This window comes from Paenibacillus sp. HB172176 (genome assembly GCF_011947265.1).
Lineage (GTDB): Bacteria > Bacillota > Bacilli > Paenibacillales > Paenibacillaceae > Pristimantibacillus.
Window position 1 is genome coordinate 256320 of sequence record NZ_JAATHD010000006.1, and the last position, 23244, is coordinate 279563.

At 50.1% G+C, this 23244-nt stretch carries 17 protein-coding genes, 4 tRNA genes and 1 pseudogene; 18 read left to right on the forward strand and 4 right to left on the reverse strand.

All coding sequences use genetic code 11. The annotated features are described in order from the left end of the window. Positions 1-4 precede the first annotated feature (4 nt). From HFP08_RS11370 to HFP08_RS11445, 16 genes and pseudogenes are all read left to right on the forward strand, one after another. A complete protein-coding gene (locus HFP08_RS11370; RefSeq protein WP_168120713.1) occupies positions 5-1291 on the forward strand; it encodes a dihydroorotase in 1287 nt (428 codons plus the stop codon). Positions 1292-1343: 52 nt separating this feature from the next. Then, a complete protein-coding gene (locus tag HFP08_RS11375; protein ID WP_168120714.1) occupies positions 1344-2489 on the forward strand; it encodes a carbamoyl phosphate synthase small subunit in 1146 nt (381 codons plus the stop codon). Continuing rightward, positions 2476-5694, forward strand: coding sequence for a carbamoyl-phosphate synthase large subunit (gene carB / locus HFP08_RS11380; RefSeq protein ID WP_168120715.1), 3219 nt, complete (start codon positions 2476-2478; stop codon positions 5692-5694). The genes HFP08_RS11375 and carB overlap by 14 nt, the downstream gene beginning before the upstream one ends. A 19-nt stretch (positions 5695-5713) precedes the next feature. Continuing rightward, on the forward strand, positions 5714-6454 hold the full coding sequence (gene pyrF, locus HFP08_RS11385; protein ID WP_168120716.1) for an orotidine-5'-phosphate decarboxylase: 741 nt from the start codon (positions 5714-5716) through the stop codon (positions 6452-6454). A 16-nt stretch (positions 6455-6470) separates the two neighbouring features. Continuing rightward, complete coding sequence (gene pyrE / locus HFP08_RS11390; protein ID WP_168120752.1) at positions 6471-7091, forward strand: orotate phosphoribosyltransferase; 621 nt, start codon at positions 6471-6473, stop codon at positions 7089-7091. Between the two features lie 163 nt (positions 7092-7254). After that, entirely contained in the window at positions 7255-8979 is a 1725-nt protein-coding gene (locus HFP08_RS11395; RefSeq protein ID WP_168120717.1) for a methyl-accepting chemotaxis protein, read from the forward strand. Between the two features lie 175 nt (positions 8980-9154). Beyond that, positions 9155-9847, forward strand: coding sequence for an ABC transporter ATP-binding protein (locus HFP08_RS11400; protein WP_240941294.1), 693 nt, complete (start codon positions 9155-9157; stop codon positions 9845-9847). After that, a complete protein-coding gene (locus tag HFP08_RS11405) occupies positions 9813-10877 on the forward strand; it encodes an efflux RND transporter periplasmic adaptor subunit (protein ID WP_168120719.1) in 1065 nt (354 codons plus the stop codon). Before HFP08_RS11400 ends, HFP08_RS11405 begins: the two co-directional genes overlap by 35 nt. A gap of 3 nt (positions 10878-10880) precedes the next feature. Further along, complete coding sequence (locus HFP08_RS11410) at positions 10881-13763, forward strand: ABC transporter permease (protein ID WP_168120720.1); 2883 nt, start codon at positions 10881-10883, stop codon at positions 13761-13763. Between the two features lie 6 nt (positions 13764-13769). Then, a complete protein-coding gene (locus tag HFP08_RS11415) occupies positions 13770-14666 on the forward strand; it encodes an ABC transporter ATP-binding protein (protein ID WP_168120721.1) in 897 nt (298 codons plus the stop codon). 4 nt (positions 14667-14670) lie between these two features. Beyond that, positions 14671-16170, forward strand: coding sequence for an ABC transporter substrate-binding protein (locus HFP08_RS11420; protein WP_168120722.1), 1500 nt, complete (start codon positions 14671-14673; stop codon positions 16168-16170). A gap of 212 nt (positions 16171-16382) precedes the next feature. Further along, positions 16383-16547, forward strand: a complete 165-nt coding sequence (locus HFP08_RS11425; RefSeq protein ID WP_168120723.1) for a hypothetical protein — start codon at positions 16383-16385, stop codon at positions 16545-16547. A gap of 109 nt (positions 16548-16656) precedes the next feature. After that, positions 16657-16733: transfer RNA gene (locus HFP08_RS11430), tRNA-Met, on the forward strand. A gap of 41 nt (positions 16734-16774) precedes the next feature. After that, positions 16775-16851: transfer RNA gene (locus HFP08_RS11435), tRNA-Ile, on the forward strand. A 22-nt stretch (positions 16852-16873) separates the two neighbouring features. Further along, positions 16874-16959 (forward strand) — tRNA-Leu (locus HFP08_RS11440). A 128-nt stretch (positions 16960-17087) separates the two neighbouring features. Next, positions 17088-17757: pseudogene (locus tag HFP08_RS11445) on the forward strand (uracil-DNA glycosylase). Positions 17758-17822: 65 nt separating this feature from the next. Here the strand turns inward: HFP08_RS11445 and HFP08_RS11450 are convergent. Further along, positions 17823-18797, reverse strand: coding sequence for an S-layer homology domain-containing protein (locus tag HFP08_RS11450; RefSeq protein WP_168120724.1), 975 nt, complete (start codon positions 18795-18797; stop codon positions 17823-17825). Positions 18798-19023: 226 nt separating this feature from the next. On the opposite strand from HFP08_RS11450, the gene HFP08_RS11455 reads away from it, so the two are divergent. Both HFP08_RS11455 and HFP08_RS11460 read left to right on the forward strand, forming a co-directional pair. Continuing rightward, positions 19024-19096, forward strand: a tRNA-Val gene (locus HFP08_RS11455). 96 nt (positions 19097-19192) lie between these two features. Continuing rightward, the gene (locus tag HFP08_RS11460) at positions 19193-19573 is read left to right on the forward strand and encodes a zinc ribbon domain-containing protein (protein WP_168120725.1); all 381 of its coding nucleotides are present in this window, start codon (positions 19193-19195) and stop codon (positions 19571-19573) included. Positions 19574-19753: 180 nt separating this feature from the next. Here HFP08_RS11460 and HFP08_RS11465 read toward each other — a convergent pair whose 3' ends face one another. The 3 genes from HFP08_RS11465 to HFP08_RS11475 all read right to left on the reverse strand — a co-directional run bounded on the left by HFP08_RS11465 (position 19754) and on the right by HFP08_RS11475 (position 22983). After that, entirely contained in the window at positions 19754-21247 is a 1494-nt protein-coding gene (locus HFP08_RS11465; protein WP_168120726.1) for a phosphodiester glycosidase family protein, read from the reverse strand. Between the two features lie 40 nt (positions 21248-21287). Then, positions 21288-21728: a phage holin family protein gene (locus HFP08_RS11470; protein WP_240941284.1), complete on the reverse strand. Its 441-nt coding sequence runs from the start codon at positions 21726-21728 to the stop codon at positions 21288-21290. Positions 21729-21819: 91 nt separating this feature from the next. After that, positions 21820-22983, reverse strand: coding sequence for a right-handed parallel beta-helix repeat-containing protein (locus HFP08_RS11475; protein WP_168120727.1), 1164 nt, complete (start codon positions 22981-22983; stop codon positions 21820-21822). Between the last annotated feature and the right edge of the window lie 261 nt (positions 22984-23244).

A 23244-nucleotide genomic window follows, 5' to 3' on the forward strand; every position in this document is an offset into this window, starting at 1 on the left:
AACAATGACATTATGGATTTTGAACGGCAGCGTATGGGATGAAGGCTCCGGCGGACTGGTTGTCAAGCATATTGGAATCAGGGACGGGGTTATCCAGGAAATCAAGGACGGCTCCGCTGACGTGGACACGGGCAGCGCGGAAGTGATCGATGCGGGAGGAAAGCTGGTTTCCGCCGGATTCATTGATATGCATGTTCATCTGCGAGATCCCGGCTTTGAGCACAAGGAGGACATCGTTACCGGATCGAAATCGGCGGCTAAGGGCGGCTTCACCACAATCGCCTGCATGCCGAACACCCGTCCGGTCATCGATACGCCCGAAACTGTCCGTTATGTCATTGAGAAGGCCGAGAAAGCAGATCTGATCAAGGTATTGCCCTACGCCTCCATTACGAAAAATGAGCTGGGAAGAGAGCTTACGGATTTTGCCGCGCTCAAGGAAGCCGGAGCAATCGGTTTTACGGACGACGGCGTAGGCGTTCAGAATGCGCAAATGATGAAGGACGCGATGACGCTGGCCAAATCGCTCGATATGCCGATTATCGCGCATTGCGAGGATGACACGCTGGTCGTCGGCGCTTGGGCATCTGAGGGCGAATTTTCGAAGAAGCATGGCCTCAAAGGCATTCCGAATGAATCCGAGGCGATTCATGTCGGCCGGGATGTGCTGCTGTCGGAGGCGACTGGCGCGCATTATCATGTCTGCCATGTAAGCACGGAGCAATCCGTAAGATTGATTCGACTGGCGAAGTCGGTCGGCATATCGGTCACCGCAGAGGTGTGTCCGCATCATCTCGTCTTGGCGGATGAGGATATTCCGGGCCTGGACGATGCGAACTGGAAGATGAATCCGCCGCTTCGCACGCCGCGCGACGTTGCTGCGGTCATCGAAGGCTTGGAGGACGGCACAATCGATATGATCGTAACCGACCACGCGCCGCACAGCGCGGAGGAGAAGGCGCGCGGCGTGGATTTGGCTCCGTTCGGCATTGTCGGCTTCGAGACGGCGTTCCCGCTCCTGTATACGAAGTTCGTCGCTACGGGCAAGTGGACGCTTGGCTTCCTGCTCAGCCGCATGACGGAGACGCCTGCGAGCGTGTTTCGCCTGGATACCGGCAAGCTTGCCGAGGGAACGCCGGCGGATATAACGATTGTGGACCTGGAGTCCAGGCGCTCTGTCGATCCGCAAACCTTCCTCTCGAAGAGCGGCAATACACCGTTCGGCGGCTGGGAGCTGTCGGGCTGGCCGACAACGACGATCGTGAACGGCAAAGTGGTCTGGTCGGAATAGCAGGCTGACGGCAAGTACCAGGAGAAATCATCAACACCATAGGAGTGATACCATGCAAGCAAGATTATTGTTGGAAGACGGAACATTATTTACGGGCCAATCCTTCGGCGCGGAAGCGCAAACGACGGGCGAGGTTGTTTTCAATACAGGCATTACCGGTTATCAAGAGGTGCTCTCCGATCCTTCCTACTGCGGACAGATTGTAACGATGACTTATCCGCTGATCGGGAACTACGGCATCGCGCGCAATGACTTCGAAGCGATGCGTCCGTACATTCACGGCTTTGTTGTTCGCCGTCACGAGCCAGTGCCGAGCAATTGGCGCGCGCAATACTCGCTGGGGCAACTGTTGAAGGAATACGGCATCCCGGGCATCAGCGATATCGACACGAGAATGCTGACCCGCAAATTGCGCCATTACGGCACGATGAAGGGACTTCTTACGACAGGCAACGAGAGAGTCGAAGAGCTAGCGGAACGCTTGAATCTGTCTACCCTGCTTCGCGATCAAGTGGCAAGAACCTCGACCAAGCATGTGTTCTCAAGCCCCGGCGCGCGCGAGCGAATCGTACTCGTCGATTTCGGCGCGAAGAGCGGCATTCTTCGCGAGCTGACAGAACGCGGCTGCGATGTGGTTGTCGTACCGCATAACACGACTGCCGACGAGATTCGCCGTCTCTCGCCGGACGGCATTCAGCTGTCTAACGGCCCCGGGGATCCGAAGGATGTGCCGCATGCGGTTCGCATGATCTCCGAGCTGCTGGGCGAATATCCAATCTTCGGCATCTGTCTCGGACATCAGCTGTTCGCGCTTGCCTGCGGAGCCGATACCACGAAGCTGAAATTCGGTCATCGCGGAGGCAATCATCCCGTCAAGGAGCTCTCGACCAATCGCTGCTACATTACATCGCAGAATCACGGCTACACGGTACTGGATTCTTCAATCGAAGGAACCGAGCTGTCCGTGACGCATATCAATAACAATGACAAGACCATTGAAGGCTTGAAGCATAATACTTACCCTGCTTTCTCTGTGCAGTATCACCCGGAAGCGGCTCCCGGCCCACTCGATTCCAGCTATCTGTTCGACGAATTCCTGGAAATGATTCGCACGCACAAAGCTAATAACCCACAAAAACCTCGTCAGGCTGTGTTGTCGGAGACATTGAAAGGAGAGCTTCTCTATGCCCAAAAATAATGAACTCAAAAAAATTCTCGTCATTGGCTCCGGTCCAATCGTCATTGGACAAGCCGCCGAATTCGATTACGCAGGTACTCAGGCCTGTCAAGCGCTTAAAGAAGAAGGCTACGAGGTTGTTCTAATTAATAGCAATCCGGCCACGATCATGACCGATACCAATATGGCCGACAAGGTCTATATCGAGCCGATCACGCTTGATTTCGTTACGCAAATTATTCGTCAAGAACGTCCCGACGGCCTATTGCCGACGCTCGGCGGGCAGACCGGCCTTAACATGGCGGTTGAGCTTGCCCGCGCAGGCGTGCTGGAGCGCGAGAATGTGAAGCTGCTCGGCACGCAGTTGACGGCAATCGAGAAAGCGGAGGATCGCGATTTGTTCCGCGAGCTTATGCGCGAGCTTGAGCAGCCGGTACCGGAAAGCGACATCGTAACGACGGTGGAAGACGGCATTAACTTCGCGAACTCGATCGGCTATCCTGTTATCGTTCGCCCGGCTTACACGCTTGGCGGCACGGGCGGCGGTATCTGCAAGGACGAGGAGGAGCTTCGCGAAATCGTCGCTTCGGGCATTCGTTACAGTCCGATCAGCCAATGTCTCATCGAGAAGTCGATTGCCGGCATGAAGGAAATCGAATATGAAGTGATGCGCGACGCGAACGACAACTGCATTGTGGTCTGCAACATGGAGAATTTCGATCCGGTAGGCGTTCATACCGGCGACAGCATCGTCGTGGCTCCTTCCCAAACCTTGTCGGATCGCGAATATCAGCTGCTTCGCTCGGCATCTCTGAAAATTATAAGAGCGCTCAACATCGAAGGCGGCTGCAACGTGCAATTGGCGCTGGATCCGTTCTCGTTCCAATATTATGTCATTGAAGTGAATCCGCGCGTCAGCCGTTCCTCGGCTCTGGCCTCGAAGGCGACAGGCTATCCGATCGCGAAGATGGCGGCGAAGATCGCAGTCGGCTTCACGCTTGACGAGCTGATCAATCCGGTAACGGGTCAAACCTACGCTTGCTTCGAGCCGACGCTCGATTACATCGTATCGAAAATTCCGCGCTGGCCGTTCGACAAGTTTGTCAACGCCAACCGCAAGCTCGGCACGCAGATGAAGGCGACAGGCGAAGTAATGGCTATCGGCCGCACCTTCGAGGAATCGATACACAAAGCGGTTCGCTCGCTGGAGATCGGCGTTCATCGCATCCACTTGAAGGAAGCGGCGGCGCTTGAGGATGAAGCGCTGCGGAATCGTTTGGTTAAGCCTGATGACGAGCGCATGTTCCTGGTTGCGGAAGCGTTCCGCCGCGGCTATGAGCTGCAAGAGCTGCAGGATTTGACGAAAATCGACTGGTGGTTCCTCGATAAGCTGCTATCGATCGTCGCCTTCGAGGATCGCATGCGCAAGGAATCGACCTTGTCTTATCAAACGCTGTACGAAGCGAAGCGCAAGGGCTTCACGGACCGTTCGATCGCGGAGGTTCGCCAAGAAGGGTTCCCGGGCGGCAGCCATACGACTGAGGAAGAGGTTCGCGCGTTCCGGCTGCAGCATAACCTGAAGCCGGTATACAAGATGGTTGACACATGCGCGGCCGAGTTTGAAGCGACAACGCCTTATTACTACTCCACCTACGAGGTAGAGAACGAAGTGACGGAAACGACGAAGCAGAAGGTGCTCGTGCTTGGATCGGGCCCGATCCGCATCGGCCAGGGCATCGAATTCGATTATTCGACCGTTCATGCGGTATGGGCGATTCAGAAGGCCGGCTATGAAGCGGTTATTATCAACAACAATCCGGAGACGGTTTCGACCGATTTCAGCACCTCCGACCGCTTGTACTTCGAGCCGCTCTTCTTCGAAGACGTGATGAACGTTATCGAACAAGAGCAGCCGATCGGCGTTATCGTCCAATTCGGCGGACAAACCGCGATCAATCTGGCGGCGCCGCTGGTGAAGGCGGGCGTTCGCATCCTTGGTTCCAGCCTGGAGAGCATCGATGCCGCAGAGGATCGCAAGAAGTTCGAAGCGCTGCTGCGCAAGCTGTCGATTGCGCAGCCGGAGGGCAGCACGGTCACATCCGTCGAGGATGCGGTCGTTACCGCGAAGAAGCTTGGCTTCCCGGTATTGGTTCGCCCTTCTTATGTACTCGGCGGAAGAGCGATGGAAATCGTCTATTCGGATGAAGAGCTGCTGAACTATATGGAGGTGGCGGTGAAGATCAATCCGGAGCATCCGGTTCTGATCGACCGTTACATGCTTGGGAAGGAAGCGGAGGTTGACGCGATCTGCGACGGCGAAACGGTGCTTATTCCCGGCATTATGGAGCATATCGAGAGAGCGGGCGTACACTCCGGCGACTCCATCGCGGTCTATCCGCCGCAGTCGCTTTCCGATGAAATCAAACAGAAAATCGTGGACATTACCATCAAAATTGCCAAAGAGTTCGAGGTGCTCGGTCTCGTGAACATCCAGTTCGTTATTCATAACGATAAGGTCTATGTAATCGAAGTTAACCCGCGCTCCTCTCGCACGGTGCCGTTCCTGAGCAAGGTAACGAATCTGCCGATGGCGAATTTGGCTACGCAGGCCATTCTCGGTACGAAGCTCAAGGATATGGGCTACACCAGCGGCTTATGGCAAGAGGATGAATTCGTATCGGTCAAGGTGCCGGTATTCTCCTTCGCGAAGCTTCGCCGCGTCGATCCGACACTGACTCCGGAGATGAAATCGACGGGCGAGGTTATGGGACGCGATGCGCAATATGCGAAGGCGCTCTACAAGGGACTTATCGGAGCGGGCATGAAGATTCCTACTTCCGGCGCCATCGTCGCGACGGTTGCCGACAAGGACAAGGAAGAAGCGACGGAATTGCTTCGCGGCTTCTACAACATCGGCTACAAAATATTCGCGACGGGCGGAACCGCAGATACGCTTGAGAAAGCTGGACTGGTTGTAACCCGCGTCAGCAAGCTTAGCGAAGGCTCGCCGAATATTCTGGATCTGGTTCGCGAGGGCAAGGCGCATTTCGTAGTCAATACGCTGACCAAGGGCAAAACGCCTCAGCGCGACGGCTTCCGCATTCGCCGCGAGGCTGTTGAGAACGGCGTGGTCTGCATGACGTCGCTCGACACGGTTCGCGCGCTGCTTCGCATGATGGAGACGATCAACTTCTCGTCGAACGCGATGCCGGTAGCAAGCATTTAAGTGGAGGGAGGGAATGACTATGAGGCTGACAAGAGAGCAGGCAGCGGGCCGGGTGATGGTCGCGCTTGATTATCCGAACGGGAAAGCTGCCGAACAATTGATTGAGGAGCTGAAGGGCATTCCCTGCTACATGAAGGTGGGCATGCAGCTGTTCTATGCGGCTGGCCCCTCCTTCGTGGAGAAGCTGAAGAAGAATGGCTACCGGGTGTTTCTGGATCTCAAGATGCACGACATTCCGAATACGGTGAAAGGCGGCGCGAACAGCATCGCGAAGCTCGGCGTGGATATGTTCAATGTTCATGCCGCCGGAGGCGCGGCTATGATGGAGGCTGCGATGGAAGGCGTGGATCAGGCCGTTACGGGCGTCGCATCGCAATCGCGTCCGACCGTCATTGCCGTTACACAGCTGACAAGCACAAGCCGCACCGTGTTGAACGAACAGATCGGCATAGACGGCACGGTCGAGGCTGCCGTGCTTCGCTATGCCAAGCTTGCCAAGCAGGCCGGATTGGATGGCGTCGTAGCCGCGCCAACGGAAGTGTCGGCGATCAAGAACGGCTGCGGCGACGAATTCGTAACGGTGACGCCCGGGATTAGACCCGCCGGCGCCGAAATCAACGACCAATCCAGAATTATGACTCCCGGAGACGCACTGAAGCAAGGCACGGACTTTATGGTAATTGGGCGACCGATTACAGCTGCAGCCGACCCGAGGGCTTCGCTTGAAACGATAATAGAGGAGTTGATCGCAAGTGAGTAAACTCGTTCTGAATGAAATGCCGAAGGAAATTGCCAAAAATTTGCTTGAAATCGAAGCGGTGGCGCTTCGTCCAAATGATCCGTTTACCTGGACATCGGGCTTGAAATCGCCAATCTACTGCGATAATCGCTTGACGATGTCCTATCCGGAAATCCGCGAGAAAATTGCCGAATCATTCGCGGCCATTATCAGCGAACGGTTCCCGGATACCGAGGTAATCGCGGGCACATCCACCGCAGGCATCCCCCATGCGGCCTGGACGGCGCAGAAGCTGAATTTGCCAATGGCCTATATTCGCGACAAAGCGAAGGGGCATGGCAAGGAAAACAAGATTGAAGGCAAAATATTGCCGGGACAGAAGGTCATCGTCATCGAGGACCTTATCTCGACAGGGGGCAGCTCGCTCAAAGCGGCTCAATCCGTTATTGAAATCGGCGGAGATGTGCAGGCCGTGCTTGCCATCTTCACTTATCAATTCGAGGAAGCCGCGAAATCATTCGAGGAGGCCGGCATTACACTGGAGACGTTGTCCAATTATTCGGCTCTGATCGAGAAGGCTGCAGAGCTTGGCAAAATTCAAGCGGGGGATGTAGCTGCTCTTCAAACCTGGAGCAAGAATCCCAAAATGTATTCCTAGAGAAAAAGTGATTCACTCCATTTGGAGCTGCCCGCAATCGGACAGCTTCTTTTTTTTCGACAAAAACGTTTGAAAAAAATCATGGAATGGGCTTTTAATTTCACACCATGAAACCGATATAGGGATTAGGCGCATAATTATTACATAATGGGAGATGAAATCGTTGAAGCTATCCTTGCGAATCAAGCTGTTGCTGCTCGCTGCTGTACCGCTTTTGTTCTATGCGGGCTCGGGTTACTTTCTGATTGGAGAGCAGCAAAAGGTTTTTGACGAAATGAAAGAAAAGGTGTATGAAACCTCAAGCGCGGTGGATTCTTTGATTCTCAACGGCGATCGGGATATGTATCAGGCTTTCTCGGCTTATCAGAAGCTGGCCTACGGAGGATTGAGCGCGACGGATGCTGAAGCTGCGGTTGCCGATATGACGAAAAATTACAATGAAGCGATGGATCGCGTGCACGAAGCCAGGACGAGGCTGGAGCAATCAGGGCTTCTCGGGCTGGACAAAGGCGATTCCGGCATGACGGCGGAGGCGATCCTTGCGGATTTCGACGAAAGCTTCGAGCGATGGTACAAGGAAGCGTTGAAGGCCATAGAGAGTGCCGGCTCCAATGCCGTGCTGCCGCTATATGAAGAAGATTTTCAGAAAGGTCGCCAAGGCGTAGACGAGATTGAGACCAGCATTACGGAATACGCGAATCAAACGATAGAAGAGATGAAGAATGAAATCGACCAATCGAAGAAAATAACAAATATGAGCGTGGCGTTCATTACGATTGTGCTTTTTCTGTTTGCAGGTTTCGTTATTCGCCGCATCATGACGACGATCCGTTCGGTCGACAGGAAGACGTCGCTTGTTAGAGACGGCGACCTTACGGCAACGCCGGAGACGAAATACGGCGAGGACGAATTAGGTCAAATTTCTCGTTCCGTCGATGAGATGATCAAGAGCATGAACGGATTGGTGGCGAATATCGCAGATAATTCCGGTCTGGTGAATGTTATGTCATCCCGTCTAAGCGCAGCGGCCGCGGAGTCCGCGGAAGCTTCAGGCGAAACGTCGAAGCATATCGGCGAGGTTTCCGTCTCTTCGGAGAATCAGGCGAGAAGCGCCAAGGAAACGTCGAGAGCCATTGAGGAAATGGCGATCGGCATTAGTCGCATAGCAGAGAACACATCAGCGCTGGCCATGCATTCAACCACGACATCCGATCAAGCGGACAGCGGGTCGCTGGTGCTCATCGAGTTAGTGAAGCAGATGAGCGAGATCAGCAATGTTATCGAGAAGCTGTCCGAAATGATTACCACGCTGGAAAATCGATCGCAGCAAATTGGTGAAATCGCCGAGAATATTACAGCTTTCTCGAATCAGACGAATATTCTCTCCTTGAACGCCTCGATAGAAGCCGCAAGAGCAGGCGAGCATGGCAAGGGTTTCGCGGTCGTCGCGGGTGAAATTCGGAAATTGGCCGCAAGCTCGCTCAGCTCCGCGGAAGGCATTCACGATCTTATCGCTTTCATTCAACAGGATATCAACAGCGCCTCGACATTTATGAAGCAAACGATGCAAGAGGTGGAAACGGGTACGGAGCAGGTGAATAATGCCGCGCAGAGTCTGAACTTGATCAACGTATCGATTATGCAGATGGCCGAACAATTACAGGAGAATTCGGCGATTACGGAACAGATGTCGGCAAGCTCGGAGGAGGTTAGCGCCTCTATGGAGCAGACGGCGTCTTCGGCGGCATTGAATTTGCAAATGACGGAGAATGTGGCAACGGCAACCGAAAAGCAAATCGCGTTAATGAATCATGTGTCGGCCACGTCGAGAGAGCTCGATGAGATTGTCGGCAAGCTGCAGAAGGCCGTTAGCACGTTTAAAGTTTGATGTATTCAAGCGAACTGCGCGAGGAGGCGTTCATGCCGATTCGCGCAGTTTTTTCTATTGAAAAAAAAGTTTAGCAAATCATGCTATTTTACGTAACTTTTTCAGCTATGCCGCCGTCTATGATGTAAGATTAGAAATATGAGACATACATAGGATGGAGGTAACAGAGTCGGTTATGACGACAGGGCAAGAAGCAAGGAGAAAGATTATGTCCGTTCATCAAGTCGAACGGACGTTTCAGTCTGGCGGAAACGCCATTCATGTTTTGAAGGGAATCGAGATGGAGCTGTTGCCGAAGAAGCTCGTCATGCTGAAGGGGCGATCCGGCTCCGGCAAGACGACGCTGCTGAATTGCCTGGGCGGACTTGATACGCCCAGCAAGGGAGAAATTCAGTTCGACGGGTCGCCGTTCAGCTCTCTCAATGATGATGAGCGCACGGTGATTAGAAGGAAGAATATGGGATTTATCTTCCAAGCCTTCGCTCTGATGCCGCTCCTGTCGGCGTGGGAGAATGTCGAGCTGTCTCTTCGCATGGCTGGCGTAAGCCGCTCGGAATGGAAGGAGCGGGTCACCGAATGTCTGGAGCTGGTAGGGCTTGAGAAACGGATGCATCATCGTCCGTTCGAGCTGTCCGGCGGCGAGCAGCAACGCGTAGCGATCGCCAAGGCTATCGCGCATAAGCCGATTCTTCTGCTCGCGGATGAGCCGACGGCTGAGCTCGATACCGGAATGGCCGCCCAGATTATGGCGGTGTTTCAGAATATTATTCAAACAGAAGAAGTGACAATTTGCATGACAACACATGATCCTACAATTTTGGAGGTTGCCGACCATGTTTATGAAATGGTGGACGGGAAATTTTGCTAAACGTTCATTGATCGCACTTATATGTCTATTGCTTGTAGTAACCAGCGGCTGCGCGCTGCTGCCGGACGAGAAGGAAGAGGAGACGCTTCCGGAAATTATTCCGCCTCAAATTTCGAAGAAGCCTGAAATTGAAGTCGTAACGAAGACGCTCGAGACGAAGGTGCAGGTCATCGGGAAGCTGATTTCGCTGCAGGAAGAGACGATGTATTTCACCCTGGACAACAGACATTTGAAGGAGCTGTACGTCAAAACCGGCGATACGGTGAAAGCCGGCGATATCATCGGGGAGCTCGACGTGGAGGACCTTCAGAAGCAGCTTCGTACGGCTCAGCTCTCCTTCAAGAGCGAAGAGAATGCGATGAAGGAAACGCTTCGCATGAGAGACGAGATGGATCCGCTCGAATTTGAGCAGAAGCAGATTGCCTTCGAGGAGCAGCGGCAAAGCTTGCTTGACATGCAGGACGAGATCAGCAAAGCCGTCTTGACGGCGCCTTTCGACGGTACGATCGTATCTGTCAGCGCGGTGAAGGGCGATGCGATAACCGCTTACGACCCGATTGCGATTGTAGCCGATCCCTCGCTCATTACGGCAGCGGCGAAGCTGACGAAAACCGAGCTGTCGAAAATTACGGTCGGCATGGAAGCGGTCGTTACGATCAGCAATGTCGGCAGCTTCAAGGGGAAGGTCAAGCAATTGCCCGTCGCTTCGACGGATTCGAACGGCAATAGCGGTCAGGGAGGCGAGAACAAGCCGGAGAGACCGGAGGACTATATGATCCTCGATGTGCCGGATTTGCCGAAGGACCTGAATCGCGGTACGCCGATCTCGATCAATGTCATAACGAGCCGCACAGAAAATGCCGTTGTCATCCCGCCGTCCGCTCTGCGCAATATTGGAGCCCGCACCTATGTTCAGGTTATTGATGAAGATGGAAAGCGCGAGGTTGATGTGGAGGTTGGCCAGCAAACCGCAGTCGATGTGGAAATTTTGCAGGGACTTGAGCCAGGGCAGAAAGTCGTAGGTAAATAGCGCATGGGAATTGGATTGTTTCGATTTCTGTTCCGCAAGATGTGGAACAATCGCTGGCTGACGCTAAGCACCTTGACCGGCCTCATTATTGCGGTAGCCTTCGCCACCTCGATTCCGATGTATGCGGACGGGGCGCTGAAGCGCGTGGTCGCTGATTCGCTGAACGCCAAGAGCGAAGGCTTGCCGGCCGGCTCCCTGTTGATGAAATATCAGGCGACGCCCGGCCAGGAGACGGCGCTGGACGACCTGGCGAATTTGAATTCGTATATCAAAGATCAGGTGCCGAAGGATATTGGATTTACATATGACACTTACGTCAAGAGTTACTCCATTCGCAGCGCCGACGTTGTTCCCGAAGACCCCGAGAAGGTGGATGCAGGGCGCAACCGTCAGTTGACCTTAATGTCATTGACCGGCATAGCGGATCATACGGAGATCGCTCAGGGCAAATGGTTCGACGAAGAGATTGGCGACGAAGATTTGATTGAGGCGGTGATGCTGGAGGATGCGATGTACCGCAATGACATTCATATCGGCGACATCTTTGAATATCCGGTCTACGGCGGTCTGAATCTGACGCTGCGGGTCAAAATCGTAGGCGCGGTGAATCCGCTGGATGCTGCAGACGCTTACTGGTATCAAGGGCTGGAGAGCATGTATGATACCTTGCAGATTAGTGAAGAAGCATTCGAGAAGCTGCTGCTTCAGAAGGATCATATTCCGCTTCATAACGGCGGCTGGTACTATGCCTTCGACCTGTCCACAATCAAGACGAGTCAGCTTAGTCCGCTGACCAAGAAGCTGAACCGGCTTAATATCGAGCTTTATCAGCGGTTGAAGGATACGAGAGTCGAAATTTCCTTCGCTTCGACGCTCAAGGAGTTCAAGAAGCAAAGCCTGCAGCTGCAGACCTTATTGTTCACGCTTGCGGCTCCAATGATCGCCATGGTGTTCTATTTTATCGCGATGAACGCCAGACAGGCGCTGGATAAACAGCGCAGCGATATCGCCGTTCTGCGCAGCCGCGGAGCCGGCACAAGACAGATCATTTGGATTTATCTTATCGAAGGCCTGCTGCTTGGCGCCGTGGCTCTCGCAAGCGGGCCGTTCATCGGCTGGTTCATGGCGAAGAGCATTGGCTCGGCCAACGGCTTCCTCTCCTTCGTGAATCGGAAGTCGATTCCGGTCGGCTTCTCGACCGAAGCGCTGATTGCGGGAGCCGGAGCCGTCGTTCTAGCGATATTAGCTACTGTTGTGCCTGCAATTATCTATGCGCGTTCGTCAATAGTCAGCTATAAACAAGAGCTTGCGCGATCCGATCGGAAGCCGGTCTGGCAGCGCTGGTTTCTCGACGTGCTGCTTATTGCCGTTGCCGGCTACGGCTGGTACATGTTCAATGAACGGCAGATGCTGACCTTCCAAACGGGAATGACGACTGATCAGTTGAATGTGCAGCCCTTCCTGTTCTTCGTTCCCGCGCTTGCGATCTTCGCGCTGGGTTTGTTCTTCTTGAGGCTGTTCCCGTGGCTGCTGAAGCTGTTCAATTGGCTCGGCAAGAAATTTCTTCCCGTGCCGCTCTACTTGACGCTAACGCAGCTGTCGCGTTCGTCCAAGGGCTATTATCCGCTGATGATTCTCCTCGTGTTGACGCTCGGGCTAGGCGTGTACAATGCATCGGCGGCTAGGACGATCGATCTGAATTCTACAGAGCGTCTTCTCTATAAATTCGGATCGGATGTTATTATTCAGACCGTCTGGGACGGTACGCCGGAAGTGACCAATACCGGCGGCTCCGGCGGAAGCGGCGGTTCTGGAGGCGGAGGCGGCCAGGACGGCGGACAAGGCGGCGGAAGCGGAGGCGGCCAGGGAGGCAGCGTGCCTACTCGAATTATTTATAATGAGCCGCCGTTCGAAATTTTCCGAACGCTTGACGGCGTCGAAGCGGCCGCGCGCGTCATGGAGACGAAGGGGAATATCGTCGTGTCCGGCAAGTCGATCGGCCAAGGCAACGTGCTTGGCATTGACAACAAGGATTTCTCCGAGGTGGCCTGGTTCAGGGATGATCTGTATCCGGTCAATCCCGCTTATTACTTGTCTTATCTCGGCCTGGCCGAGCATGCCGCGATCATACCGGATACGGTTGCGAACAGATATCAGCTGAAGGTGGGCGACACGATATCCGTCGGATTCACCGATGGCATGATCGAATTCGCGATTGTCGGCATTGTTCCATACTGGCCGACCCAGTATCCCGACAAGACGCCTTTCATAATTGCGAATCTGGATTACATCTACGATCAGCTGCCAATGATTCCTTACGAAGTTTGGCTGAAGATGAAGCCTGACGCGCTTGTGGCTCCGCTCGTTGATAAACTGCAGCAGGCAGGCATCGAGCTCGCCACGGTGGACGATGTGCGTTCGGAGCTAATCACGCAATCGAAGCTTCCTAGCAGAGGAGGCGTGTTCGGCATCTTGAGTCTCGGCTTCCTCGTATCGGTCATTATTACATTAGTCGGCTATGTGCTCTACTGGTTCTTCAATCTATCGAGCAGGGTCGTGCAATTCGGCGTGCTGCGGGCAATGGGGCTCTCGAGAAAGCAATTGACGGGCATGCTTCTGCTGGAGCAGCTGTTCACGGCTGGGCTGGCGATCGGACTTGGCGTCTTAATCGGCAAGATTGCGAGCAAGCTGTTCCTGCCCTTCCTGCAAACCACGGAGAATGTGGAGGATACGGTGCCGCCGTTCCGCGTCGTGTTCGAGGCGAGCGATACGAATCAGCTGTTTATCGTAGTCGGCTTTATGATGGTCATTGGAGCGTTGCTGCTCTTCCTGCATATCCGCAGGCTGAAGGTCCATCAGGCCGTGAAAATGGGAGAGGAGCGTTAACGTCAGATGATCGATTGCGAAGGCTTGGTGAAAATTTACAAAACGGAAGATCTGGAGGTCGTGGCGCTTCAAGGCTTGAACCTGAAGGTGGAGGACGGCGAGCTGATGGCGATTATCGGCAACAGCGGAAGCGGGAAATCAACCTTGCTCAATACGCTGGGCGGTCTCGACCGTCCCTCCGCCGGACAGGTGAAGGTAGGTCCCTGGGATCTGCTGAAGATTACGGAAGAGGAGCTTGTACAGTACAAGCGGGAAACCGTCGGATTCATCTGGCAGAACAATGCCCGGAACCTGCTTCCTTACTTGACGGCGCTCGAGAATGTCGAGATGCCGATGATGCTCTCCGGCAAGGTGGACCGGGCATACGCGAAGCAATTGCTCGAATGGGTCGGGCTGAAGGAACGGATGAACAACAAGCTGCATCAGCTCTCCGGCGGGGAGCAGCAGCGCGTCGCGATCGCGATTTCGCTCTCCAACCGGCCGAAGCTTCTGCTTGCCGACGAGCCGACAGGCTCTGTCGATACCGCGACGGCGGATCTTATCATGAGCATCTTCCGTCGCCTGAACAAGGAGATCGGCATTACGATCGTCATCGTTACCCATGACATGTCGCTTGCCGGCAAGGTCGATCGGGTCGTCGCCATTCGCGACGGCTTGACGAGCACCGAATTTATTAAACGCAATCCGAACATTAATGAAGACGGGGAGGTGACCGGGGCTATCGAGCCTGCCGGCAAAGGTTTGGACGGCGGCGTCCACGAGGCTTATGTCGTGGTGGACCGTGTCGGCCGCTTGCAGGTGCCGAAGGAATATTTGAACTCGCTTGGCATTAAGGACAAAGCAACAATGGAATTCGACGGTGAGCGAATTATTATCTCTTCGCCAAAATTATTAGGGGGTTAGAGCCATGTATACTCGAAAATCAAAACAAACTAGATTCCTATTGCTCGGTTTAGCTCTTATTCTACTTGGGGGTTTATCGTCGGCATGCACCAAGAGTAATGATCCAGGCGACACGGAGAAGCATGTTCTCCGCATCGGCGTGCTGTATGGCGGCTCGGACAATGAGCCTTACTTCCGCCAGCAATACACCGATATGTTCGAAATGCAGAATTCGAATATCGAATTCGAGATTGTGGGCGCAATCAATTATGACGATCAACGCTTCAATCAGCCAACGGATGGGGAGACGGTGGAGCAGCCTGATCCTTACGAGGAAATGTCAAAGATGATGAACGGCCAAAATCCGGTTGACGTCGTTGTGCTTGATTACAATATGCTGCAGCGCATGACGAGAGATAACCTGCTCCAAAATCTCGATCCCTTGATCGAGCGCGACAAATTCGACATTTCGGATTATGTGCCTACCGTTATCGACGGCATCAAAGCGGCGGGAGACAATAATCTGTATGCTCTGACGCCGACCTTCACGTCCTCGGCTCTGTATTATAACAGAAAGCTGTTTCAGGAAGCGGGGGTGGAGCCTCCAACCGATAAAATGTCATGGACCGACATTCTGAATAAAGCTCGTCAAATGACCAAGGGTGAGGGCGCCGATCGCATCTTCGGCTTCTCCTTCAATCGCTGGATGTCCGACGGCTTCAGCGATGTGGAAAACTACAGCCAGACGCTTCAACTCAAAACGATAGACGATGAAGGCAAAAAAATGCTGGTGAACAATGATCAATGGGCGGATGCATGGGATACGGTTGCCGGTCTCTATCAAGACAAAATCGTTCCCGATCGCGATTTTATGAACACGATGAACGAAGCGAACGCGAGCTCCGGCAAAGCGGATCCGTTCTACGGCGACCTGTTCATTCACGGCAATGTTGCAATGGTTATCGGCGATTCGGGCTATGTGAGCGAGCTCAAGAAAGCGAATGACAATGCGGCCTCGGTCGATGACTTCGACGGCATCGACTGGGATGTGGTGACGGTGCCTACTCATCCGTCGACTCCGGATCAAGGCGGCAATATCTACCTTAGCCAGCTCATGGGCATTAATGTGAAGGCGCAAAATCCGGAGGATGCCTGGAAGTTCATTGAGTTCACCAACAGCAAGGAGTGGGCGAAGCTCAAGTCCAGAAGCAATTACGAGCTGGTTGCCCGGAAGGAATACTTGAAGCCGGTTGGCGGTCTTGATTACAACATGGATGCTTTCACAACACTGAGACCGATTCTGCCGAGCTCAACCACCGATTCGGATATTTATCAGAAGAACCCGAACGCTTGGCAGGCTCGTCAAATCGGCTATGAGCTGTTTAACAGCGTGGTGGACGGCTCCAAGGAGACGAAGGACGCGCTTGCGGAATGGGAGACTCGAGGCAACGCGATTCTCGAGGGACAGCTTGAGAACGGCGATGGCGGCGTCGGGGGCGGCCCGATTGTCAGACCCATGTTCTAGAACGATTCCCGTTCAAGATTCTTGTTTTTAAGTCATGCATTTTTTTGAAGAGGAAGCCTTCGTCGATCGGGGTTACGGCGTCGGGGGGCTTCCTTTTTCTTTTTCGTTGCTGCGTTATTTTTTCAAGCCACCGCTTTCCTCCATGCTTGTAAAATACTGATTTTGGGTATTATAAGGGCAACAACATGAGCAGGAACTGGAGGAGAGAGCGTATGAAATGGATTTACTGGCTTCGTCTATACGAAACCAAGTTTCAGGCAGGCTGTTTGGTGCGCAGAATGGAGAATGATTGGTGGATTTACGGCTATGATTGCCCGCGGGAGGTCGAGGTGTTCCGTTCCCGCAGGGGCAGATACGGGGTGCGCTTTTTGCCATGAACATGCCTTGGAAAAATAATTAGTAAAATATGCTTGACTATGCAGCGGTATCTATAGTATATTATTTTATGTCGCCATTTCAAGAATCTTTTGACCAAATGGATAACGTCGCGGGGTGGAGCAGCTCGGTAGCTCGTCGGGCTCATAACCCGAAGGCCGCAGGTTCAAATCCTGCCCCCGCAACCAAACATTCAATCAAACATTGATATAGATGAACGTTATTTCGAGGGCCCTTAGCTCAGTTGGTTAGAGCGGTCGGCTCATAACCGATTGGTCGGGGGTTCGAGTCCCTCAGGGCCCACCATTTGTACAAAGCTTCACAACATGCCGGGGTGGCGGAACTGGCAGACGCACAGGACTTAAAATCCTGCGGTGGGTGACCACCGTACGGGTTCGATTCCCGTCCTCGGCACTTTTTAAAGCATACATAGCAAGACCGATAAAATTCCTTCGATCCTATCTGAATTTGCGGATATGGCGAAGGATTTTTGCTTTTATAAGACAATACGTTCAGTCAGGGCGGAGCATGGGATGAGCTGGTTGTCGGAGCATCTGAACGAGGAGTGGAACGACCGGCTTGGAGATGCGCTGGAGGAGAGCGAGATGGAAGCGCTGGTGCTGTGGCTTTCGAAGCGTTATGATGAAGCGAAGGTTTATCCGGAGCGGGAGAGAATGTTCTTTGCGCTAAACAGCACCACTAATAATGAGCTGAAGGTCGCACTGCTGGGTCAGGATCCCTATCATGGGGAGGGACAGGCCTGTGGCATGAGCTTCTCGGTTCAGAGGGGCGTGAAGCAGCCTCCATCGCTTCGGAACATATTCAAAGAGCTGGAGTCGGACATCGGCTGCAAAACGCCTCAGCACGGCTCTCTGGAGCATTGGGCGCGGCAAGGCGTAGTATTGCTCAATACGGTGCTGACGGTAGAGGACGGCAAGCCTGGATCTCATCAGGCATGGGCTGGGAGATTACGAAATGGGTGATTGAAGCGTTGAACGGGCGGGAGAAGCCGATGGTGTTTCTGTTATGGGGCAAGGATGCGCAGGAGAAGCGTAGTGCTATTGACAAATCTAAGCATCTCGTCTCTCTTCCGCCCACCCGAGTCCGTTCGCGGCGCGCAAGGGCTTCTTTGGAAGCAAGCCGTTCTCGCGCGCGAATGCATTTCTGATTGCGAGCGGCGAGGAACCGGTAGATTGGGAGATTCCGGATTAGAAAAGAGCCGCGCAAGCGATGCGAGTTGTGCATCTTTTGCGCGGCTCTTATTTTGCGGCTCGAATTTAGTTGGACGTATCGTTGTTGCTTGTGCTTGCGCTGCTGCTTGGAGTTGAAGCAGCTGTGTCCGTCGATTCAGGCAAAACCGGCTTGAAGGCGGAGTCCACGTAAGTGACAATCTTGACGTCAGTTATAACCATCGGATACATCTTGTCAGGATCAGGGAGGACCGGCTCAACATTAATTACGGCTTGCTCATCTTCGAATACGATGGATGCGACTCTTAATCCGTAGCCAGGATTCGGCATGGAGGCGGTTATGGTTACTTTGTTCACATCGTCATTCACGGATTCAACTTGAAGTGTAGGCGCGATTGCTGGAAGCTCCGGCGCCGGCTCGATTGGATCATGCTCATCGACGAATTTCATGCCGTCATAGAGCCAGCCAGCTGCTTCCGCGCGAGTGACGGCATCCTTCGGATTAAAGTTGTCATCCTTGTCGAGAGATACGATCTTGCTGATCAGCAGCTTCTGAATACTGTTCATATAACCGGGCGTGATTTCATCCTCATCATTGATTAGCGCATAGATTTCAATGAAAGGATAATCGCCTTGCTGCATCATCGCCTGGAATAGATTATGCGCAAACTGCTCTCTAGGCATAGGATCAGTGGCTTTAATGTCCTTCGGAATGTCGATGCCGTTCAGTGGAGCGATGATAAAGCTGTCGGAATACCAAGCGTCATCCGCCAGATTTGGGAATGTGTCGCTGGCAAGCGGCTGCTTGATGAAACGGATATTGTCGATATTCAGGTCGAAGGCTTTCACAAGCATCGTGATACCTTCCGCATAAGTCAGGCTGTCATGAGGCTTGAATGTATCGCCGCCGTAGCCGGATACAATGCCCTTATCCTTGAGCGCATTGATTTTGGCTTCATTCGAATTGCCCGTTGTGTCGGAGAACGCAAATACGGTTTGTCCGAGCGCGAACAATAGAATGGCTGTCAGTGTTGCGAGTATAAACGGTTTCTTCTTTTTCATTAAGCTCACCTCATCATGTAGTTAGTAGCAGAACGTTCTATCTATAGAGACGGTAAGTTTCGCCAATAGGTTGCAGAGGTTCGAGATGCGACGCTTTATTTTTTGCAAAATCTTTTTCTATAGTCTGTTCGTATGGAAAAATGAGTAACAAATTAAAGAAAGGTTAAGAAAAGGGTTGACTGATATGCCTTCATTTGCTATATTATATCTTGTTCACTTCAATTGCGATCTGTTAGCTCAGCTGGGAGAGCACTATCTTGACAGGGTAGGGGTCAGTGGTTCGAGCCCACTACAGATCATCAAGTTTCATCATTAAAACCCTTGATTATGAGGGTTTTTTTGTTGTGCTTTAAAATTTCACTTGAAAATTTGCAAGGGCAGGGGCGGTGATTAAAATGTATTACTTCAAAAAAAAAATTCAATGTACAAATTGCTCTAAAAATTTTCGCGGAATTACAGAAAGAAGTAAGAAAAAATATATTTGCTCGGGACACTCGAACTATGGAAATTGTATTCGATGGAGAATAGATGAATCATGGCTTTTGGATTTAATTCATCGTCACTTTATTATTGACAAGCTTAAGAATTATGAGATTACATCTAAAACAGAAGCAATTCCTGATCTGTCAACCGAGCTTATTGCGATTTTAATTGAGAGAGTGGAGAGCGTAAAGGTAAATCCAGTAGACAAGGACATAACGATATATTTTAAAGACGGTTCAAAAACTTATATGTCGAATAACAGACACGCTTATTGGACGGATGATGAATTATGATAATAAGCCTCCCTCAAGTCATTTATCTGTCAATTGCCATTTAGGATGACACGAGGGAGGTTAAGTGGAGGCAAATGACTGTTTTAGGATGACAAATAATGATGAAAACCCCGATAAACACCCCTAAAACATGTAAGGTTCAAAATAAAATAGGGAGAGTTGCGTTAATTTTTCTCACATCTATTTTGTAATGGTAGCTTTCCTGGAATCATTATTCCAATCTACTTTGGAACTAAAAAGTTTGGCAACTTCTCTAAGTTCGATGTAACTTTTATCGTTATATATTAATCCTTCTAATTCAGTTTTAACGCCAGTTTTACCGTCAATAAAATCAATCTTAGATGTATATGCAGCAACGGTAGATTGTCCTGCTGATGACATCTCGTTCAGTTCCTTTTCAAAAACGAGAATCGCATGGTTTGTAACTCGTTCATTGGAGCCCGTATTTTGAGATTGATTAACTCCTTTACCGTCTTTGTCAACTAGAATCGAGCTTCCGCCACCGTCAAAATTAAGAGCATTCACCGCGCCTTTTTCTTTAGCATATAGGGCCATCTCTTCAAGCGTAAGACCAATGTCCCATGTTGAAGTAGTTCCACCATCAGCAATACCTAAGTGGAAATCGCCGTTTTTGTCAATCCATGCAAACGTTCTTTGACATGTTCTCTTTCCAATATCGTCTTGCACTTCATCATAAACCCTGTAATAATCATATGCTAAATTTCCATTACTAACGAGTTTAGGTGCGCCTTGAACCATAAGGTCAACTTTTTCATCAATACCAAATTGACCAATCTGCGGAACACCGTCTTTAAAAATGAGTTCGTGTCTTTTCTGCATCTTACCGTAAGCCTGTGAGATAAGTTCATCACCAGATTTTGCGTTTCCATATATTTCAGCAGTTTGCAAGTTGAAATAGGGGGCGTTAAAGCCGAACAATGCCTTGTGATCCTTTACGAGTTGACTTACTTTTTTACCTTTTTCATATACAAATTTAAATTCATATTTGCCAGTCTCAAACTTAATGTGTCTTACATCAGTTGCTTTGCCGCCATTCGTGTTGATCGGATATTTCTTCAACACGCCATTCTCAGAATAAATACGTTCTTTCACAATCTCGGGTAGTTTATTAATCACTTTATCACCTTCTGTATTCCCATCTAAAATATTGTCAATTTTTTTGACAAACTCTTTCCATGTTTTCCATGTTCCATTGTCATACATCAATCTTGGACAAATTTTCCGATAGCCATCTGATGGTCTAGCCCAATCCCAGTGTCTTTTGAGCCTATCAACACCCCATCCACGTTCTTTAAGCATCTTGGCAATCAAATCAATTGCATTACTAATGGTCTGATCATAGTTTCCACTCTCACAAATCTCAATACTAAGACTGGTCATATTACCGCTTTTAGAACCTGAGCCATCGCCTGAGTGCCAACCATGTTCATCAAGCGGCAAACATTCAATAGCCTCTTTTTCATCAATAACGATATTGAATGAAGCGGTGACATCATTATCTGGATTTGTCAACCAATTACGCTCATTCTGAGCGGTGCTAGTGGGATTTCCTGTATTATGAATTGTTATGCTTGTCGGAATAAATTCAGTGGCAGGTCTACGATTATGAGGCGTATTATTGGGGATATGATCTTGCTTGTAGGTATAACTCATTTAGAATTCTCCTGTCTGCTATTCATGAAACATCCTTCTTTTATTTTTGATCTGTACTATTTTCTTTTTCTTTTAAAATTGTCAGGATTTTATTGAAAACAGGTGGAGTTTTCAAACCACATCTTGTAAGGTTTTCGAGAATAGAAACCAATTCATTAGCAAGCCAAAAATAAACCACTCCGTGCATGACAATGTTTAAATCAAATGCAACATCAATCCGATGCCCCAATAGCACCATCAGCAACATAAGCCCCTTTTTACACAAACCGTAAAAACCAATAGTACTACGCAAGCCTTTTCCTTCCTTGATGCTCGCAGCTACACCCGAAATGTAGTCAACTGCAAAGGTTAATAGCAAAATTTCCAATACACCAGACCACCCATCAAAAGCATAAGATAATATAGAACCGATTAATCCTGATCCAGCGTAGAGATATGTATAATCCTTGTTTGCCAGTATTTTAAATGGTAGGTTTCCCAAATGATTTCACGCACCTTTTATTATTTTTCTTTTTAAGTTGAAAGTAAAATGGCTATCTTCATAGAATACGATAGCCATTGCATTAAAATATTTATGGAGAATCAATTAAGCCAATATTATCTCTTAGTACTGCATTGGAGCAATCTGCATCCAAGCTCACACCTGTTGATAAATTGTCTTCTATAATATTAGTTGTTATTCGCAATCCATTGACACTATAGGCTTCAATACCATAACCTTGAGTTGGGGAGAAATCAGTACAAGTTATAATGTTTTGCGAAACTAATCCTCTTCCGTTGTACCCTAATAAAATTCCCGCTGAATAAACGTTTATTCTTCCATTCAGATGAATATTGTTGTTTGTGATAAGGAATTGCTTCCCTCCAACATAACGAATTCCGCTCTTACCGTTGTTCCTGATGTGGTTATTGTCAATAATCAATCGAGATGAACCTTCTGTCACTTCAATTCCATGTCCGTCATTACTCAATAATTGATTATTGGATATAGTAATGTTTCCGCTTGGAATGTCTGTGGCATTGGTTATTTCTATTCCATGAGATCCGTTAAATTCAATATTGCTTGTTTCTATATTAAGATCAGCAACTGAATCAACATATATGCCATATCTTCCATTTGATTGTATGAAGCAATTATCAATATGAACTTCATCATTTCCTCTGAATAAATTAGAATCTACATTGTCATAGTATCCAACAATTGTTATTCCATCATTTTTACAGTTTACAACTCGACAGTTTAAAATTAACGAGAAATAAGTAGCTTTAAAACTTAAACCATTTACCGTAGCTGATTGATTATTTTGATTACCGTCTATGTTTACACCTGATATTGATGAGTATGGACACTGCTCTAACAACAAGACATCATTATTACTATTTTCTTTTAATTTAAAAATTGCGCCATGACTAACAATGTTGATATGTGACTTATTGAAAATCTTTAGTCCGCTTACAATATAAGTGCCGTCTGGTATGAATATAGACGTATTAGAAGTTATATTATCGAACATTTTTTGAATTGCCGCTGTGTCATCTGTTACTCCATCACCTTTGGCTCCAATCAATGGAGCAGGAGGTGATTTAATGTTTAATCCAAATTCTGTAACAGCAGCGTTTGCAACTCTCGCTACTGTTTGATTAAGAGTTTCAGTTATGTCGCCATCTTGCAACCTAGTCCAAATTCTACTTGCAGGAAAATATGTAACTCCTCGACCCCACCAAGTGAAATACAATGTTTTACCTTCAGCGGAAGGATTGAATGATATAATACCAGTTGTGTAGTCAACCTGATATTGTGTTGAAGATAAAACTTTCTTTTCTGTTTCTGAGTAAATGTCCGAAGAGTTTGGATCTGAAACTTTAACCTTTTGAATTTTATCAGGAATCTCCGATAATTCGATTTTGCCCCCAATGACTTCATACGGTGTATTTGTATATTTTATAAAAGGGTCTGACGCAGTACCAGATCTTAAATTATGTATAATTGGATCGTT

Coding starts and splice junctions, on each gene's coding strand:
- HFP08_RS11370 (WP_168120713.1), top strand. CDS start 5: ATGACATTATGGATTTTGAACGGCAGCGTATGGGATGAAGGCTCCGGC.
- HFP08_RS11375 (WP_168120714.1), top strand. CDS start 1,344: ATGCAAGCAAGATTATTGTTGGAAGACGGAACATTATTTACGGGCCAA.
- carB (WP_168120715.1), top strand. CDS start 2,476: ATGCCCAAAAATAATGAACTCAAAAAAATTCTCGTCATTGGCTCCGGT.
- pyrF (WP_168120716.1), top strand. CDS start 5,714: ATGAGGCTGACAAGAGAGCAGGCAGCGGGCCGGGTGATGGTCGCGCTT.
- pyrE (WP_168120752.1), top strand. CDS start 6,471: ATGCCGAAGGAAATTGCCAAAAATTTGCTTGAAATCGAAGCGGTGGCG.
- HFP08_RS11400 (WP_240941294.1), top strand. CDS start 9,155: ATGACGACAGGGCAAGAAGCAAGGAGAAAGATTATGTCCGTTCATCAA.
- HFP08_RS11405 (WP_168120719.1), top strand. CDS start 9,813: ATGTTTATGAAATGGTGGACGGGAAATTTTGCTAAACGTTCATTGATC.
- HFP08_RS11410 (WP_168120720.1), top strand. CDS start 10,881: ATGGGAATTGGATTGTTTCGATTTCTGTTCCGCAAGATGTGGAACAAT.
- HFP08_RS11415 (WP_168120721.1), top strand. CDS start 13,770: ATGATCGATTGCGAAGGCTTGGTGAAAATTTACAAAACGGAAGATCTG.
- HFP08_RS11420 (WP_168120722.1), top strand. CDS start 14,671: ATGTATACTCGAAAATCAAAACAAACTAGATTCCTATTGCTCGGTTTA.
- HFP08_RS11425 (WP_168120723.1), top strand. CDS start 16,383: ATGAAATGGATTTACTGGCTTCGTCTATACGAAACCAAGTTTCAGGCA.
- HFP08_RS11450 (WP_168120724.1), bottom strand. CDS start 18,797: ATGAAAAAGAAGAAACCGTTTATACTCGCAACACTGACAGCCATTCTA.
- HFP08_RS11460 (WP_168120725.1), top strand. CDS start 19,193: ATGTATTACTTCAAAAAAAAAATTCAATGTACAAATTGCTCTAAAAAT.
- HFP08_RS11465 (WP_168120726.1), bottom strand. CDS start 21,247: ATGAGTTATACCTACAAGCAAGATCATATCCCCAATAATACGCCTCAT.